The sequence below is a fragment of the Streptomyces sp. NPDC097981 genome (assembly GCF_040302565.1).
In the GTDB taxonomy this organism is placed as follows: Bacteria; Actinomycetota; Actinomycetes; order Streptomycetales; family Streptomycetaceae; genus Streptomyces.
Genome location: NZ_JBEORW010000033.1, coordinates 26,320 through 42,396, shown reverse-complemented (window position 1 = coordinate 42,396; position 16,077 = coordinate 26,320). Strand labels below are relative to the sequence as shown.

Below are 16,077 nucleotides of genomic sequence, written 5' to 3'. Positions count from 1 at the left end.
GCAGGGGCGCGTGCAGTCCACCTGCCATGGCGGGCGAGGCCGGGACCGGCCCGGTCGTTGTGGCGGCGGACCGCTGGACGGCGTTGCCGGTCGGCGGCGTGGGTCCGGTGATCGGGGCTGCGGACCGCTGGACCGGCTCGGCCTGCTGGGCTGCCGCGGGCAGCTGAGCCGGTTCGGCCTGCGGGCGCAGCGGCGGTTGGGCCGGTTCGGCCTGCGGGGTTGCGGATGGCTGAGCCGCTGCCGTGGTGGGGGTGCGTTGCCCCGCGGGATCCGGGGCGGGTCGGGCGGCGCGCTGGACGTGGGGGGCTGCCTCGGAGGGGGCAGCCGCCTTCGGCGTGCCCGGCGCAGGGTGCCCCGCCACCGGGGCGGTCGGAGTCAGACGGCGGGCCGGAAGGGGAAGCGGGACCGGGCCCGGCTGCACCGGGACGAGGGCGTCGGGCAAGAGACCCGAAGGAGCCGAGGCGGCCACCGAGTGCTCCGGCTCGCCGGTGAACGACAGCCTCTGGTGCGTCGCCAGGGAAGCCGCGAAATCCCGTTCGGAGGTCAGGCGAGGCGCCGTCAGTACGCGCTGGACCGGCGCCGTCACCGCCCAGCCGCCGTCCGCCGGCGCGGGCACCGGCGCGGGCACCGGCGCGGCCGCCGCGCCCACAGCCGGCGGCAGCTCGCGGCGGCGCCACTTGAACAGTCCCATGACCTCCCCCTTCCGTCGCTTGTCTTTCTCTTCTGTTCTTGGCCGGAGCCCGGCACAGCGTTACTCCGACGGCTGGACCAGCTCCCCGAGCCGCCGCACGTACGCCTGCCGGTCCGCATGTTCCAGATCGAGGATCGCGTCCATCCCCCAGTGGAAGTGGTAGGCCAGGTACGCGGTCTCCTCCTCGATCAGGTCGGCCGCGTACGTCACGATTCCCCCAGGCGGCTCCCGGCCAGCTCGACCTCGAAGGCCCCCTCGCAGTGCGGGCAGGTGACCGCCGCGCGGGTGTGGCCCTCCGCGTTGATCCGCCGGTAGAAGTCCTGGAGGAACGCGAGATCGGAGGCGAACATGTTCTCCACCGTCCCGTCGTGCACCACGGCCAGCGTGCCCAGCCGGGTGATCACCCGGCCCAGCAGGACCACGGACAGGTACGCCGGGTTCTCCCGGACCCGGACGTCCCGCAGCGGTACCAGCTCATCGCGTGCCGTGGCCAGCCGCATCGCCCCGCTCCGGTGCACCGTCCCTGCCTCGTCCACGAACCCGCGCGGCAGCTCGAACTCGAACTCCGTTCGCAGCGCCTGCCGTACGCCGCCCGCGCCGGGCGCCGGCAGCGACGCGTCCGCTGCCGGCGACGGCACCGCCATCGCGCCTCTTCCCGGTCCCTGGCGCCGCATTACTCGATGACCATCTCTTCGAAGGTGATGGTGACCTGCTCGGTGAGCGCCGACGCGGCGCCCGCCTTCACCGAGCTGATCTCCACCTTCGAACACCAGGCATTGCGCAGGTTGTACCGGCGCACCGGATTGTCCTGGTAGTCCATCATCATGATCGTGGCGTTCTTGCGGGCCGACCCCATGTCCCCGTTGATGGAGGCCCGGATCCACTCGGTGAACGCGCTGGACTGGGTCGCCCCGCGGGTCACCGAGCACTGGCCGGCCTTCTTCACACCGGGAAGCTTCTTGATGACGGGCCTGCCGTCTGCCGAGACCTGCTGGTATTCGATGACGTCCTGCTCCATGGAGAGGCTGCTGACTTCCTGGAGGAACTCGACCATGACGCCGTCGATCTGAAGGCCGAAATTGTGCGAGGTGAGAGCGTCACCGGGCTGAAGGGACATACGAGGCTGCTCCTTGTACGTGAGTGGGGCTGGGCTTGGAGACGTCGACTGCGGTCACCACGGCGGTTCCGCCCGGGGGCTACTCCTCCAACTCCCCGCCGCCTCCGGAGAACTGGGCCAGCCGGAACACCACGAACTCCGCCGGCTTCACCGGCGCGATGCCGATCTCGCACACCACGCGGCCGAGGTCCACCGACTCGGCCGGGTTGGTCTCCGCGTCGCACTTCACGTAGAACGCGTCCTCCGGCCGCTGCCCGAACAGCGCCCCGGAGCGCCACTCGTTGACGAGGAACGCGGAGATGTTGCGGCGGATCCGCGCCCACAGGGCCTGGTCGTTCGGCTCGAACACCACCCACTGGGTGCCGATCAGGATCGACTCCTCCAGGTAGTTGAAGTAGCGGCGTACGTTCAGGTAGCGCCATGCCGGATCAGACGCCAGGGTGCGTGCGCCCCAAACGCGGATGCCGCGCCCCGGGAAGGCCCGGATGCAGTTGACGCCCACCGGGTTGAGCAGGTCCTGCTCGCCGCGGGTGATCTGGAGTTCCAGGTCGACGGCACCCCGCACGATCTCGTTGGCCGGGGCCTTGTGCACGCCGCGCTCGGCGTCGTTGCGCGCCCACACCCCGGCCATGTGACCGGACGGCGGTACCACCTTGGTCTGGCCGCTCGACGGGTCGAAGACCTTGACCCACGGGTAGTAGAGGGCGGCGTAGCGGGAGTCGTAGCCGGCCACGTCCATGCGCCACTTGCGGATGTCGCGGGCGTTCAGGCCGGGCGGCGGGTCGAGGACGGCCATCCGGTCGCCCATCAGCTCGCAGTGGGCCACCATGCCGAGTTGGACGGCCTTGACCTGCTCCAGGTCGATCAGCCCCTGCTGGTACACGGCCATCAGGTCGGGCGCCGCCACCATGTTGACCTCGTCCAGGGCCTCCAGGCCGCCGAAGCCGGTGCGGTCGGCCGAGTCGCCGATGAACTGCGCGGTGTCCAGCGTGCCGGTGGCGGCCCCGGCGGCGCCGCTGCCTCCCGCAGTGCCTCCGGAAGCCGCCGAGGGCGGTGCGGGCGGGGCGAGCGTCAGGGACTGCGCGTCCGGCCGGGCCGAGGGGACACCCGCCGAGGCCTCCTCGACCACGATGGTCTTGGAGCGCTGACGGACCTGGGTCACCACGTAGTTGCGGGCCGACTTCCTGGCGCTGACGTCGAACTCCTCGACGACGGCGGCGCCGTCCTTGACGATCAGCTTGAAGCGGTCGCCGTTGCCCTCGCCCTCGACGTCCTGCACCTCGACGGTCAGGGACCCGCCGGCAGCCTGGCCGGTCGTCAGCGCCGCCACCTTGAACGATCCCAGTTCGGCGGCCTCGCCGACCGTGAGTGCCGGGGACGCGGGAGCCGAGGGCGCCGCGGCCACCGCCTCCGGAGCCTTCGCCGAGCCCGCGGACCGCGCGGGGGCACCGCCGACCCGTACGACGTACGCAGCCGTTCCGCCGTTGTTGAAGAACCCGTACACGGAGTGCGCGAGGTAGCAGCCATCCGTGAAGTCGCCGAACTCCGCGCCGTACTGGGACCAGTTGGTCACCAGCGTGGGCTCGTTCAACGGCCCGAAGGGCGCCAGACCCACGAAGGCGGCGACCGAGGTCCCCACTCCTTCGATGGGCCGGGACCCGCCGGCGACTTCCTCGACGTAGACGCCGGGGGACAGGTAGTTCGGCACGGGGTGCTGCTCCTCGGGAGGCGTGAGCGGTTTCCACTGGTCGAATCGACCTTCGCCCACCCGGGCGCACTCCGGGCAGGTCCGGCCGGACGGCGTCGGGGGCAGCCCGGTCTGCCCGCCCGTACACCGGCGACGGGTCCGAAGTAACGTTCACCTCGGGCGGGTTCACGACGAAAAGCGAGGATGATGCATGGGGGAGGGCGAGCACACGGGCCGCATCGCGGCCGGGCTCCGCTTCCGGATGCTCGGGCCGATGACCGCGCAGACTCCCGACGGAACCCCGCTCGCCCTGGGGCCGAACCAGCAACGGGCCCTGCTCGCCGTACTGCTGCTGCGCCGCGGCCGGGCCGCGACCATGGCGGAACTGCTCGGCGCGCTCTGGGGGGAGCGCGTGCCACCGCGCGCCGTGGGCACCCTGCGGACCTACGTGTCCCGGCTGCGCACCCTCTTCGAACCGGAGCGCGCCGCGCGGGCGCCCGCCCGGCTGCTGGTATCCGCCTCCGACGGCTACGCGCTGCGGCTCCCCGCCCCGGTGGTGGACATCGAGCAGTTCGAGCGCGGACTCGCCGAAGCCGCCCGGCTGCGCGCCGCCGGGGCGACCCGGGAGGCGTACCGGACCCTCGACGACACCCTCGGGCTCTGGGCGGGCACCCCGCTGGCCGGGCTCTGCGGGCCGTACGCCGAGATTCAGCGCGACCGGCTCACGGAAGCATGGCTGACCGCTCGCGAGGACCACTTCCACGGCGCACTGGAGCTCGGGCTCGACCGCGACACCGCAGCCGTCGCCGCCCTGCGCGCCTTCACCGCCGAGCATCCCCTGCGGGAACGGGCCCAGGCGCTGCTCATGCTGGCCCTGCACCGGGCGGGCCGCTCCGGCGACGCCCTGGCCGTGTACGAGGCCACCCGCGAGACCCTGGGCCGCGAACTGGGCACCACCCCCGGGCCCGAACTCGTCGCACTGCACCGCAGGCTGCGGTCCCGGGCCGGACGCCCCCCGGACGCCGGTCACCACCGCGAGCCCGCACCGCCCCGACCCGGCGCCGGCGCCCCGGCAGCCGCACCCTGTGCCCCTGCGGCGCCGTTCGTGGGCAGGGCGGACGAGCGCGCCCGGCTCGTCGAACTGCTCCGCGGTGCTTCCGGCGGTGTGCCCGTCGCCGTGCTCACCGGGATGCCCGGCATCGGCAAGACGGCCCTCGCCACCTGGGCGGCCGGGGAAGCCCGCCCGGACTTCCCGGACGGTGTGCTGAGGGCCGCCCTGGGCGCCGGCAGCGCAGCTCCCCTCGCCGCCCTCGTACAGGCTCTGGGCGTACCCGAGGACCAGGTGCCCGACGGGATCGAGGCCAGGGCGGCGCTCTACCGCTCCCTGCTCGCCGGCCGGCGTGTCCTCGTCCTGCTCGACGACGTCCGTGACACCGCCGGACTGCTGCCGCTGCTGCCCGGTACGCCGGGGTGCGCGGCGTTGGTCACCGCGGCCGGCCGCGGGCTCGTCGTACCGGGAGCCCGGCTCCTCGACGTACCGGAACTGGAAGACGCGGCGGCCCTGGAGCTGCTCGGCGCCGTCGCGGGTCCACGACGGGTCCGGGAAGACCCCGCAGGACTGCGCGAACTGACCGGGCAGTGCGCCGGTTTGCCCCTCGCCCTGTATCTGGCGGGACGGCGGCTGCGCGATGAGCCGGACCTGACGGCGGCGGCGCTGGCATCCCGAAGCGGAACCGGGGTGCTGACGCGGCTGCGGGGGGACGGCAGAGCCGTCGAGGACGGATTCCGCCGTCGCTGCGAGAGCCTCCCGGCGGGTGCGGTACGGGCGCTGCGCGCAACGGCGACGGCGCCGGGCGGATTCGGCCCGGCGGAGGCCGCCGCGCTGCTCGGCATCTGCGAGTCCGAGGCGGCCGACACCATCGAGGAGCTCGTCGACTCCGGGCTGCTGCGGCCCGGGACCTCCGGCCGCTACCGCTACCACCCCCTGGTCCGCGCGTTCGTCCGCCACCGGCTGGGGTCCGGCCCCGTCTGAGCGCTGGTTGCGTCCGCCGGTCCGCGCGTCCGCCGGTCCGCGCGAGGGGGTGGCCCGGACGGGCAGCCAGGAGTGCCCCCGGCCGGGTACTTTCGGGCACCGGCTGGGGCATCCACGCGGCCTAGCCTTCCCGCATGACGATGTGGACCACTCTCGATCCGGCCGCCGTGGCCGTCGACCCCGGCGGGCGGGCCACGGCCCGCCTGCGGGTACGCAACACCGGTGACACGGTGGAGGAATACCGGCTCTCGATCGTGGGCGACCCCGCCGGATGGTGCCGGGTGGAACCCGGGACCCTGCGGCTCTACCCCGACAGCGAGGGGTCCGCGGAGATCTCGTTCGCGCCGCCCCGTACCCCCGACGCCCTCGCGGGCCCCACCGCGTACGGGGTCCGCGTCGAACCCCGTGAGCACCCGGAACTGCGCGACGTACTGGAAGGCCGGGTCACCGTAGCCCCGTTCACGGAACTGCGCGCCGAACTGGTGCCTCCCAGCCTGGTCTCCCGGTTCCGGGGCAGGGCCGCCGTCGCCGTGGACAACCTCGGCAACACTCCTCTCACCGCCTCCCTCACCGCCCGCGACGAGTCCGGCCGGCTCACCTTCGACATGCGCCCGGGATCCGTGCAAGTCGCCCCGGGCCGGGCGGCGTTCGCCGATCTGGAGATCCGCCCCCAGCGCGTCCGCTGGAGCGGTCGGCCCGAGGTCCACCGGACGACGGTCCTCGTACACCGGTCGGGCGAGGCCGCAGCGCTGGAACTGACGGGGGACTTCGAGCAGCGGGCGGTCCTCCCGGGCTGGCTGATGGTCGCGGGAGGACTGCTGGCCACGGCGGGGGCCGCCCTCGCGGTGTTCTGGTTCGGGTTCTCGCCCAAGGTGAACTCGGCTGCCGGTGAGGCCAAGACCGAGGCGGGCGCGGTCCTGCCGGGGCCGCTCGGCAGCCAGAGCCCGCTGCCCGTCGCCCCTGCCCCGCCGCCCGACGCGGGGATGCCGCCCGTCGGCGGTGCGCCCGGCGGCGATCCCGGCACGGGTGGTGGTGGCGCCGGTGGCGGAAGCGCGCCGGGTGGCGGTGGCGGTGGCGGGGGAGCAGCGCCACCGCCGCAGCAGGGGAACCCGGGCGGCGGTGCGGCGAAGCAGGGGCCGCCCTGGCGGTCCGGCTACCAGGCCGACGTGGTGGTCCACTACGCCCAGCGGAGGCTGGCCGCCCTGGGCAACAATCCGTGCACGCTGAAGGGGCAGTGGAAGGAAGGCGTGATCGACGGGCCCACCGAGGCCGCGCTGAGCTGCTACCAGCGGGCCGTGATGGCCGATACGAAGACGACGCGCGCGCTCACGGCCACCGACCAGCTGGGTACGCTGGGCCGGGCCACCCTCACCTCCCTGTGGATGCAGGGGGTCGCCCCCGACCGGGTGACGGCGGGATCGAAGAACTTCGAGGTCACCCAGCTCGATGCGGCCCTGCGCTGGGCCACCCAGGCCAGCATCTCGGACAACGACCTCCAGGCGGACCGGTCCTTCGCCCAACTCGGAGTGAACTACTTCAAGTCGGACGGACGCAATGCCACCCCGAGTACCTACGACACCGCCCTGCGCGACCGGGTCCGGGGCTACCAGCAGGCGGTCCAGCTGCCGGTGACGGGCATCGTCGACACACGGACCGTCAACGCCCTGGTGGGCGGCTCCGTCAACGGACCGGGCCGCCCCGGCCGCTGACGGCCCCGCGGCGCCGTCGGGGAGAACTCCGGGGAGCGGATCCCCCTTCCGGCCGGGCCCCGGTCTCACGGGGACCAGGGCCCGGACCCTCCCGGAACCAGCCGCCCCGCCTTGACGTACTCCCGGCGAGCCCCCTCCCGTACGTCCTCGGCCGTCACGGGTCCGTCACCTCGTACGCGCGCCGCGTAGGCCGCGGTGACGGCGGCCGACCTGATCGCCCCTCCCGCGAGCTCGAACTCGGCGGCACACCGGACGAGTTCTTCCTCGACACCGGGCGCGGTCGGGGCCCCCGCCAGCGCACCGCGCCACAGGCTCGCGCGCAGCGGGGCGTCCGGGAAGGGGAAGTCCACCACCAAGTCCAGCCGCCGCGTGAACGCCTCGTCGACGTTCGCCCGCAGGTTGGTGGTGAGGACCGCGATCCCGTCGAAGGACTCCAGCCGCTGGAGCAGGTAGGCGCTCTCCAGATTCGCGTACCGGTCGTGCGCTCCCCGGACCTCGGAACGCTTGCCGAACACCGCGTCCGCCTCGTCGAAAAGCAGCACGGCATCGGTGCGGTCCGCCTCCACGAAGATCCGTTCGAGGTTCTTCCCGGTCTCCCCGACGTACTTGTCGACCACGGATGACAGGTCCACCACGTAGAGATCCAGGCCGAGTTCACCCGCCACGACCTCGGCGGCGAGTGTCTTGCCCGTCCCGGACGCCCCGGCGAACAGGGCCACGACCCCCCGGCCGCGCCCCCCGCCCGTCCGCAGCCGCCAGCCGCCCAGCACCTCGTCCCGATGGCCGGCGCGCCCGACCAGCTCCGCGAGCTGGGCTCGCTGCTGCGCCGGCAGGACGAGATCGGCGAAGCCCACCGCCGGACGCACCTGCCGGGCCAGGCGCCCGAGTACGGGCGCCGACAGGCGACGGGCCGTGAGCCGTACGTGGCGTGCCGCGACGTCGACCCCTTCGAAGGCGGCGAGTTCCCGCGCCGCGCGGGCCACTTCGCCGAGCTGCTCGTCGCTCAGGCGGTACGCGGCGACGGCCTCGCCCAGCCCGGCCCCGAGAGCGGAACGTCCCGATCGGCGCGGTGTGCCCGCGCCCCCGGGTGCTCCGGCCTCCAGCGCGATCAGCGGGAGCCCCGGGGCCCAGTCCGGATCGAAAGGATCCCGGCCCGCGAAGACCGAAGTGGTGTCGGGGGCGGCGACGGATGCGATCAGCGGACCGGGGTCCTCGGGCAGCGCCGTGACCACCACGGCCGTACCGGAGCCGCGGAGCCGCGCCTCACGCCGCAGGAGCGGGCCGATCGGATGGTCCCCGGCCCGGGGGCGGTGGACGAGGACCGCCCGGCCCGCCGCCCGCAGCGCCGCGATGACCGAGGCGGCGCCGTCCTCGCCGCGCCGCTCGTGGAGATGGACGGTGACGGGCCCCGGCGCCCGCGCCACCAGGACGGCCGGGTCGGCCACGGGCACGCCGTCCGGTTCCGCGGCCGTGGGCGCGCCGGCGGGCTCCAGCAGGGTGACTCCCGCCCGGTGCAGCTCGCCGTCAAGGCCGTCGTCGCCGAGCAGGTGGGCCACGACCCGCTCCGGAACCCTCAACGCCCTGCCGGGCAAGGGACGTTCCTCGTCCTCCAAGGTGATGAGCCCGCCGGCGACGAGCGGCGCCGCCGCGTGGAAGCGCCTTCGCGCGCCCGGCAGGTGCGGTCCGGTCCCCGCCAATTCGAGGGCCAGGGCCACCGAGGCCCGCCGCCGCCCGACGTCGTCGTTGAGGTAGCCGTAGAGCGGCTCGAAGCCGCGGTCCACGTCGGGGGCCAAGGCCGCGAGGAGGATCCGCAGGTCCAGGGCCGAGAGCCCGAAGTCCTCGCCGAGCCTGCCGAGCCGGTCGGCTGCTTCGACGGGCACGGGATCAGGACCGGTGCCCTTGCCCGGGGCGCCATCCGCACCTGCATCCGCACCCGCATCCGCACCTGCACCCGCACCCGGGTCCCGGTTGCCCGCGCGGATCGCCGTCTCCCCGGACACGTACAGCCCCCGCAGCGGATCGTGCGCCGTCGGGTCGCCCGCCGACCGCGCGGCGACCAGGGCCGTCACCTCCGCCCGCAGCGCCGCCAGCCGCTCCAGCAGGACCTGCGCCGCCTCACGCACGGGACCTCCCGCGCAGCGTCGTGCGCAGCGTACGGGGCCGGGAATCGTCCGGTACGCCGTCCCTGCCCCGTACGGTGACCACCGCGCCCTCCGTGACCGGCGGCCCCACCGGGTACACCGGCGTGACCGGGAACGGGACCGTGATCACGACGTCCAGCGACGGCTTCAGCTCGCCGCCGAGCGCGGACCAGATCTCGGCCAGGGAACGGGACTCGGCAGGGGGCACCCCCACGGAGAGGGCGACCGACGACCGGTGCGCCCGCACCGACGGCGGAACGTCCTCCTCGGGCAGCGCTTCGTACGGCAGCAGCGCCGCCAGCACCCCGGAGAGCATCCGGTGCTCGTCCTCGGGCCGCGCGGTCCACGCGGTGAGCAGGTACGACAGGCGGAACCAGCGGGCCGGCTGCCGTTTGTGCAGCACGATCCCGTGCGCGTCCCGTTCCGCGTAGGCGCCGCGCTCGCGGCGCGCCACCTCCTCGCGGATGTCGTACAGGTACGCGCTGACGGTCGGGGTGTTGAGCCGTGCCGCCCACTCCCGGGAGGGGGCTTCGAGGGCGATCTCGCCCGACCCCTCCGGCAGGGCGCCGCGGCGCAGGAGGCGCCGCAGCGCCTCGTCTATCTCGTGGATCATGTGATGGGTTTCCTCGGTGTGATGCACGCCGCTGCGATGCACGCCGGTGCGACGGGCCCGACGGCGGTCGGACGGATACGGCGGCCCGGGCCGCTCAGATGTAGCCCTCGCGCAGCGCGTACGCCACGGCGTGGGCGCGGTTGGCGAGCTGCAGCCGCGTCATCAGGGCGTGCAGGATGTTCTTGACGGTGCGTTCGGAATAGGCGAGCTTGTCGGAGATCTGGCGGGTGTCCAGACCCTCCGCGATGAGCCGCAGCACATCCGTCTCGCGCGGGGCCATACCGAACAACGGCGCGTTCGCCGTGCCCGAGCAGGCCGCGGCAGTTTCCGAGCGGCGCAGCCGGCCCACCTGGCCGAGCACCCGGCTGATCAGGTCCGGCGGCAGCACCCCTTCTCCGTGCGCGGCCTGCCGTACGGCCTTGACCAGGCTGTCCTCGGTCGCCTGGTGGCGCCAGACGATGGCCCGTACGCCGTATTCGACCACCGTGAGCAGTTCCGGCTCGCGCAGCTCACGGGCGACCAGGACGACGCGCTGTTCGCCTCCGCGCAGCACCTTGCGCAATTCGGCGGACGAGCGGTCGTCGATCCGGTCGATCAGCATCACGGCCACGGTGGCGGCGGGCGCGAGCCCCTCGCGCTCCCGGGACCCGGGCACGATCTCCATGGACGGCTGACGTTGTAAATGGCTGACGACTCCGGCCCGGCCGAGCGGATCGGCGGCATGGATCGACACGGTGATGCGATCGGTCGGCACCGGCATCCTGTGCTCCTCTCCCTGAAGGGTCTTGCGGAGCACACCGTGACGGAAGCGGATCAACAGCCTGTCGACGATCAATGGGTGTGCCCCGCGAGGCGCCCCTCACAGGGTGGCCAGCAGTGCGCGTGCCTCCTCCGCCTCGGGCGGGCGGATCGGTTCCAGCAGGGCGATGGCCTGTGTCAGCCGCTCCCGGGCCGGCCCGCTCTCCCCGAGAGCCGCATGGGCCGTACCGACGAGCCGCAGCGCACGGGCCTCCGCGAAGCGCCAGCCCTGGGCGCGGCTCAGCTCCAGGACCCGCTCCCCTGTCGCCAGGGCTTCCGCCGGCCGCTCGGCGGCCAGGTGGCAGAAGGTCTCCTCCACCTGATGGAACACCTCGAAGGCGGAGTAGCCGCACTGCGAGGCCAGTTCGGCGCCCTCCCGCAATCCCGGGATCCCCTCGTCGGGACGGCCCATCAGCCGGGTGATCGCGCCCATGGCGTACAGGGCGTACACCTGCCGCAAGGCGTCACCGCAGGCCCGCGCGGAGGCGAGGCTCCTGCGCCCCGCCTCCTGGGCCTCGTCCAGCCGGCCGAGAGCGGCGAGTGAGACGGCGGAACAGGTACGGGCGTTCTCGGCGCCCCACAGGTTCCCGCACCGCTCTCCGGCGGCGATCGCCTGCTGCTGCATCACCAGTGCCCTGTCGAATTCCGTCCGGCCGAACCACACCAGTCCCTGGCAGGTCCGGATCTCCGTCAGCACCGCCTCGTCCCCCGCGGCCCTCGCGTCGAGCTCCGCCCGGCGCAGGACCTGCTCGGCTTCGTCCAGTTGGGTGACCTGGTACAGCGCCCCGCCCAGCATGTACCCCAGCCGCCCCGCCGCCCGGTGATCGCCGCGTTCGCGGGCCGTCCGCAGCATGAGACGGGCCGGTTCGATCATCGCGGCCCACAGGAAGGAGCCGTCGAGGACCGGATCGAGGGCCAGCACGAGGTCCGCCACCAGGCCGACGGCCGAGGGATCGGCCTGCACCGTCTGTACGGCGACCGCCAGAACGGACTGGTGCTGCGCCGTGAACATGCGGTGGCCCTGGCCCGGCGCCGACACCGGAGTCCCGGGCGACGCCGTCGCGGTGAGCAGGCCGGCCACCGGATGCCCCGGGCGTTCGACCGTGTAGGCGTTGCGTGCCGAGGCCAGGTGGTGGTCCGACAGCCGCGTCAGTGCGGCCGCCCGGCCCGCCGGACCGTCCTCCTGCGCCGATCGGGCGCGGGCGAAGGCGCGCAGCAGGTCGTGGTAGCGGTAGCGCCCGGGGGCAGGTGACTCCAGCAGCCCGAGGCCCGTCATCCGCTCCAGGAACTCCTCGGCGCACGCCGGTTCCAGTGCGGCGAGTGCCGCCGCGCCGGCCACGTCCGTGTCCTCCTGGTCGGGCAGGGCCAGCAGCCGGAACAGCCGGGCCTCGGCCTCGTCGAGCAGCTCGTAGCTCAGCCGGAAGCACGCCTCGACCCCGTCCTCCCCGCCGGTCGCGGCGGAGAAGGGCGAACGCCGCCCCTCCAGCAGTTCGAGGAACGCCGCGAGGGACCAGCCCGGCCGGGTGGCCAGCCGGGATCCGGCGATGCGCAGGGCGAGCGGCAGCCTGCCGCAGAGTTCGGCCAGTGCCGCCGCCTCGGCCGGTTCCGCCGAGATCCTGTCCTCGCCGACGATCCGGCCGAGCAGGCTCACGGCGTCCGCCGGCGGGAGTACGTCGAGCCGGATCCGCAGGGTCGCGGTCAGCTCGGGCAGGGTGCTCCGGCTGGTCACCAGGACGGCGCAGGCCGACGAGCCGGGCAGCAGCGGCTCGATCTGGGCGGTGTCCCGGGCGTCGTCGAGCACGAGCAGGACGCGCAGTCCGGCCAGCCGGGACCGGTACAGGCTCGCGCGCTCCTCCAGCCGCTCCGGAATCGCGGAGTCCGCGACGCCGAGCGCGCGCAGGAACCCGGCGAGTACGGCATCGGGCTGCGCCGGATCCTCCCGTACGCCGCGCAGGTTGGCGTACAGCTGGCCGTCGGTGAAGTGCCCGCGCAGCCGGTGGGCCGCGTGCAGGGCGAGCGCGGTCTTGCCGACGCCGCCGATCCCGCCGAGGGCCGAGATCAGTACGGTCTCGGCGCCGCTCGGCGCCAAGGCGTCGAGGAGCTCGCGGGCGTCCCGCTCGCGGCCGGTGAAGTCACCCGTCACGTAGGGCAGTTGCGCGGGCACGGGCAGCCCGGTCAGTGCAGGTGTCAGCGGAGCGGGTGGAGGCGGGGGCAGGTAAGGCGGCGGTGCGTCGGCGCGTTTCGCCGACGCGTCCGGGCCGCCGCCGAGTGCCACCGCGCGGGCCTCGCCCTGCCGCCCGCCCTGCCGCAGCGCCGTGGCCAGCAGAGAGGCGAGCCGCTCGTGCAGCGGGTACTCGGCGCACAGCGCCGTGAGTTCGGGGACCAGCCGTGCGTGGCGGCCCCGGGCGAGGTCCACTTCGATGCGTTCGAGCAGCACCGCCAGCCGGAGCTCGGAAAGCCGCTCGCGCTGGATCCGGGCGAACGGAGGGCTCCGCGGCGCGATCCGGCCACGGCCGGCGGCGGATGCCCGGTCCGCGCGCATCGCCGCGGCCGCCTCGACGGCGGCCGCGGCGCGCGGGGTCATTCCGGGTCTGCTTCCCCGGTTCCCCTGTCGCCTTCCCCCGGACCCAGTGCCCCGTGGCCCTCGCTACGCGGCGCCCGTCAGGCGGGCGAACACGACCACGTTGCTGTCGTAGTAGTGCTTCTTCGGGTCGAAGTCGCCGCCGCAGGTGACCAGGCGAAGACCGGCGTAGTCGAGATTCTTGTAGACCTCCAGCGTGGGGAACTGGGCCTTCGGGTACTCGGCGACCCGGTCCACCGTGAACGTGGCCGTCTTGTTGTCCTGCCGGGTCACCTGGATGGTGTCACCGGCCTTCATCGTCTTCAGCTTCTCGAACACGGCCGCCGCACCGTTCCACGTGACATGGCCGGCGATCACGGCCGGGCCCTGGGAGCCGGGGGTGGGCCCGGGCTCGTACCAGCCTGCGAGACCGGGGTCCTTAGGGGTCTGCATGGTCCCGTCCGCGTTCTGCCGCAGCGTTTCCAGGGAGCTGGTGAGGCCGAGGGACGGAATGCTGATCTTCTGCGGCTCGGAGCGGGCCAGGGCGGGCTGGACCGCCCCCGTCCCCTTGCCGGCGCCCGCACCGCCCGGCGATCCGGCCGGCGGCGACGCTTGGCTGCCACCCGGGGACGCCGGCCCGCCGGGAGCGCCGCCGCCGTTCGCCGGCGCCCCGCTCTGCGGGGCCCCCTGGGCGGCGGCGGGCGCTGCCGAGTCCTTGCCGCCGCACCCCACGAGGAGCAGCGTGGCGAGGGCGGCGGCGGCCAGGGGGACCGCTCTGCGGCGCAGCCGTGCGGTGGATGCCGCGGGCGCGGGGCGTACGGCCGCGGCGGTGGTCCGTGCGGGCTTCACGCGGCGCTCCGCTCGGTCTCCGTACGGACGGGCGCCAGGGCGGCCCGCCTCCGGGCGAGTGCCATGGCTCCGACCACTGCGCCGGCCATCGCCCCCGCCGCGGCCGCGGAGACGGCGTACGTCGTCGCGGTCGTCGTCGCCGCGGGCACCGCTGCGCTCTGCGCAGAGCCGCCGCCGGTCTCGATGCCGCCGACCGGAATGGCCCCCACGGACGCGCCCATGACCATTCCGCAGTTGGTCGGAGCCGTGGCCTCCTGGGGCAGCTTCGGGTCGAGCTCGCTCTTGCCGGCCCCCTCGAAGTCGTACTTCTTGTTCTTGTTGCGGTCGATTCCGTGCTGCACGATGTGCAGGTCCTTGATGTGGTCGACCACGTCCTGGCCGACGGTGATCGTCCGCTTGTACGAGATCTTCCCCTGCTTGTCGGCCACGGGCATGCGCTCCACGGCCAGACCGCTGGTCGCCTTGGTGTCCCCGGACGTGGTGAGCGAGATGTTGATGTTGCCGTAGTCCTTCGTGGCCTCGGTGTTGCTGAGGACCCCGTCATGGTTGGTGTCGTCACTGGAGTCGGGGCAGTGGAAGTCGTGCCCGTCGGTCGATCCGTGCAGGTGCTGGGCCGAGGGTTGTCCGGGAACCATGCCCTCGGACTCGATCTGCACGGTCAGCTGGGTGCCCTTGAGGCTGAGCATGGCAGTACCCCGGGACCCGGAATCGTTGAGCTGCGCGAGGTCGATCTGGTACGCCTTCCCGCTCTCCGCGAGCGCTGGGCCGGAAACGGCCAGGGTCAGGAACGTGGCGGCGGGTACGGCGGCGAACACCATGAGGCGACCAGTGCGCTTGACTATCACATTCGCTCCTGTTCGGCGTATTCCCGCAGTGGGGAATCGCAGATCGTACGAGGGTGAGGTGAGCTCCGGGAGCGGGTCTCGCTGCTTCTTCGGAGCATCAACACCGTTGGATTGGTGGATGGTTGGAAAATTTTTCGGAAGGTCGCCGGGGGGCACCCCGGCCGGCGGCGGCGCTGTTACGCGACCGACCTCGCCGCGGCGGCCGGCACGGGTCCGCCGGTCATCCAGATGCGGGACATCTCTTCTGCCAGAACGGGGTAGCGGGCGGCCTCGCACAGCATCTCCGTGAGCACGAGAATCCCGCGCGCCGTGTGCTTCGGATCGCTGTTGCGATGCAGCCAGATCACCGCATTGATCATGGGGCGGCGGCCCAGGGAAAGCCCTGTTCGCCGCACTTCGGCCGCCTTTTCGAGGGCGGGGAGCCCTCCGCCGAACGAGAGGGCTTCCGCCCGGCGGATTCCCGGCGGCGCAACCGAGTCCCGCACGTGACGGAAATGCGCTTCCGGCGGCGCCTGCCAGTTCTCGAAGGTGTTGCGGAAACCGGCGATCCTGAGATCCGGATTCCGTGTGCGGAGCTCGATGTAGAGCTCGATGAACAGACCTCTGTGCTGAATGCGGACGGGGAGATGGTGCACTCTTCTCTCCCTGGACCCCGCCCTTCCGGGCAGGCTCCGCGCCTCCGCCGCCCGGGACCGGATGGTCGCGGCGAGGCGCCGGTAATCGTCCACGGACGCGTACACCACAGAAAATGAAACGGGCATCAGCACGACGGCCACCACCTTCGACGTAACCCTGGCCGTTGACTTTCTAGTCGGTCATGTGGCGGCGGAGCGGATATTTGCCCTCTGATGCCAAGAACTCACTGCGCGATCACGCGATCCTGCACCCGGTGGCCGGCCGTGAGCCCCGCCGGCACAGCCGGAGGCGGTACGGCTTCCCGCCAACTCTCGCGTACGGCACTGAGTTGAACCTGCGCTGACCTATGTTCTATGGGGTATACACCGGTTCGCCCCAGGAGGTCAGATTGCAGTACAG

13 protein-coding genes and 1 pseudogene are annotated in these 16,077 nt (G+C 73.2%); 2 read left to right on the top strand and 12 right to left on the bottom strand.

Features of this window, described 5'->3' with window-relative positions; genetic code table 11:
• Positions 1-751: 751 nt before the first annotated feature.
• The 4 genes from ABTY04_RS27860 to ABTY04_RS27845 form a co-directional block, all read right to left on the bottom strand.
• Positions 752-901 carry a hypothetical protein gene (locus ABTY04_RS27860; RefSeq protein WP_352216143.1) on the bottom strand — a complete coding sequence of 50 codons (150 nt, stop codon included), beginning with the start codon at positions 899-901 and terminating at the stop codon, positions 752-754.
• On the bottom strand, positions 898-1,365 hold the full coding sequence (locus ABTY04_RS27855) for a hypothetical protein (RefSeq protein WP_502996733.1): 468 nt from the start codon (positions 1,363-1,365) through the stop codon (positions 898-900). Before ABTY04_RS27855 ends, ABTY04_RS27860 begins: the two co-directional genes overlap by 4 nt.
• A complete protein-coding gene (locus ABTY04_RS27850; protein WP_352216141.1) occupies positions 1,365-1,808 on the bottom strand; it encodes a phage tail protein in 444 nt (147 codons plus the stop codon). Before ABTY04_RS27850 ends, ABTY04_RS27855 begins: the two co-directional genes overlap by 1 nt.
• A gap of 79 nt (positions 1,809-1,887) precedes the next feature.
• Positions 1,888-3,516, bottom strand: a complete 1,629-nt coding sequence (locus tag ABTY04_RS27845) for a phage tail sheath subtilisin-like domain-containing protein (RefSeq protein ID WP_352216193.1) — start codon at positions 3,514-3,516, stop codon at positions 1,888-1,890.
• 190 nt (positions 3,517-3,706) lie between these two features.
• On the opposite strand from ABTY04_RS27845, the gene ABTY04_RS27840 reads away from it, so the two are divergent.
• Positions 3,707-5,527, top strand: coding sequence for an AfsR/SARP family transcriptional regulator (locus ABTY04_RS27840; RefSeq protein WP_352216140.1), 1,821 nt, complete (start codon positions 3,707-3,709; stop codon positions 5,525-5,527).
• A 134-nt stretch (positions 5,528-5,661) separates the two neighbouring features.
• Positions 5,662-7,236 carry a peptidoglycan-binding protein gene (locus ABTY04_RS27835; RefSeq protein WP_352216139.1) on the top strand — a complete coding sequence of 525 codons (1,575 nt, stop codon included), beginning with the start codon at positions 5,662-5,664 and terminating at the stop codon, positions 7,234-7,236.
• A 65-nt stretch (positions 7,237-7,301) separates the two neighbouring features.
• Here ABTY04_RS27835 and ABTY04_RS27830 read toward each other — a convergent pair whose 3' ends face one another.
• The 8 genes and pseudogenes from ABTY04_RS27830 to ABTY04_RS27795 form a co-directional block, all read right to left on the bottom strand.
• Positions 7,302-9,359, bottom strand: coding sequence for an ATP-binding protein (locus ABTY04_RS27830; protein ID WP_352216138.1), 2,058 nt, complete (start codon positions 9,357-9,359; stop codon positions 7,302-7,304).
• Positions 9,352-9,990: a Pvc16 family protein gene (locus ABTY04_RS27825; RefSeq protein ID WP_352216137.1), complete on the bottom strand. Its 639-nt coding sequence runs from the start codon at positions 9,988-9,990 to the stop codon at positions 9,352-9,354. Before ABTY04_RS27825 ends, ABTY04_RS27830 begins: the two co-directional genes overlap by 8 nt.
• 94 nt (positions 9,991-10,084) lie before the next feature.
• Entirely contained in the window at positions 10,085-10,750 is a 666-nt protein-coding gene (locus ABTY04_RS27820; RefSeq protein WP_352216136.1) for a response regulator transcription factor, read from the bottom strand.
• Positions 10,751-10,849: 99 nt separating this feature from the next.
• On the bottom strand, positions 10,850-13,099 hold the full coding sequence (locus ABTY04_RS27815) for an ATP-binding protein (protein WP_502996736.1): 2,250 nt from the start codon (positions 13,097-13,099) through the stop codon (positions 10,850-10,852).
• Positions 13,082-13,390 (bottom strand): annotated as a pseudogene (locus ABTY04_RS27810) (AfsR/SARP family transcriptional regulator); the annotation flags it as partial. The pseudogene ABTY04_RS27810 and the gene ABTY04_RS27815, both read right to left, overlap by 18 nt.
• Before the next feature lie 45 nt (positions 13,391-13,435).
• The gene (locus tag ABTY04_RS27805; protein WP_502996735.1) at positions 13,436-14,134 is read right to left on the bottom strand and encodes a class F sortase; all 699 of its coding nucleotides are present in this window, start codon (positions 14,132-14,134) and stop codon (positions 13,436-13,438) included.
• A 59-nt stretch (positions 14,135-14,193) separates the two neighbouring features.
• On the bottom strand, positions 14,194-15,042 hold the full coding sequence (locus ABTY04_RS27800; protein WP_352216134.1) for a hypothetical protein: 849 nt from the start codon (positions 15,040-15,042) through the stop codon (positions 14,194-14,196).
• A 176-nt stretch (positions 15,043-15,218) separates the two neighbouring features.
• Complete coding sequence (locus tag ABTY04_RS27795; protein ID WP_352216191.1) at positions 15,219-15,803, bottom strand: ribosome-inactivating family protein; 585 nt, start codon at positions 15,801-15,803, stop codon at positions 15,219-15,221.
• Between the last annotated feature and the right edge of the window lie 274 nt (positions 15,804-16,077).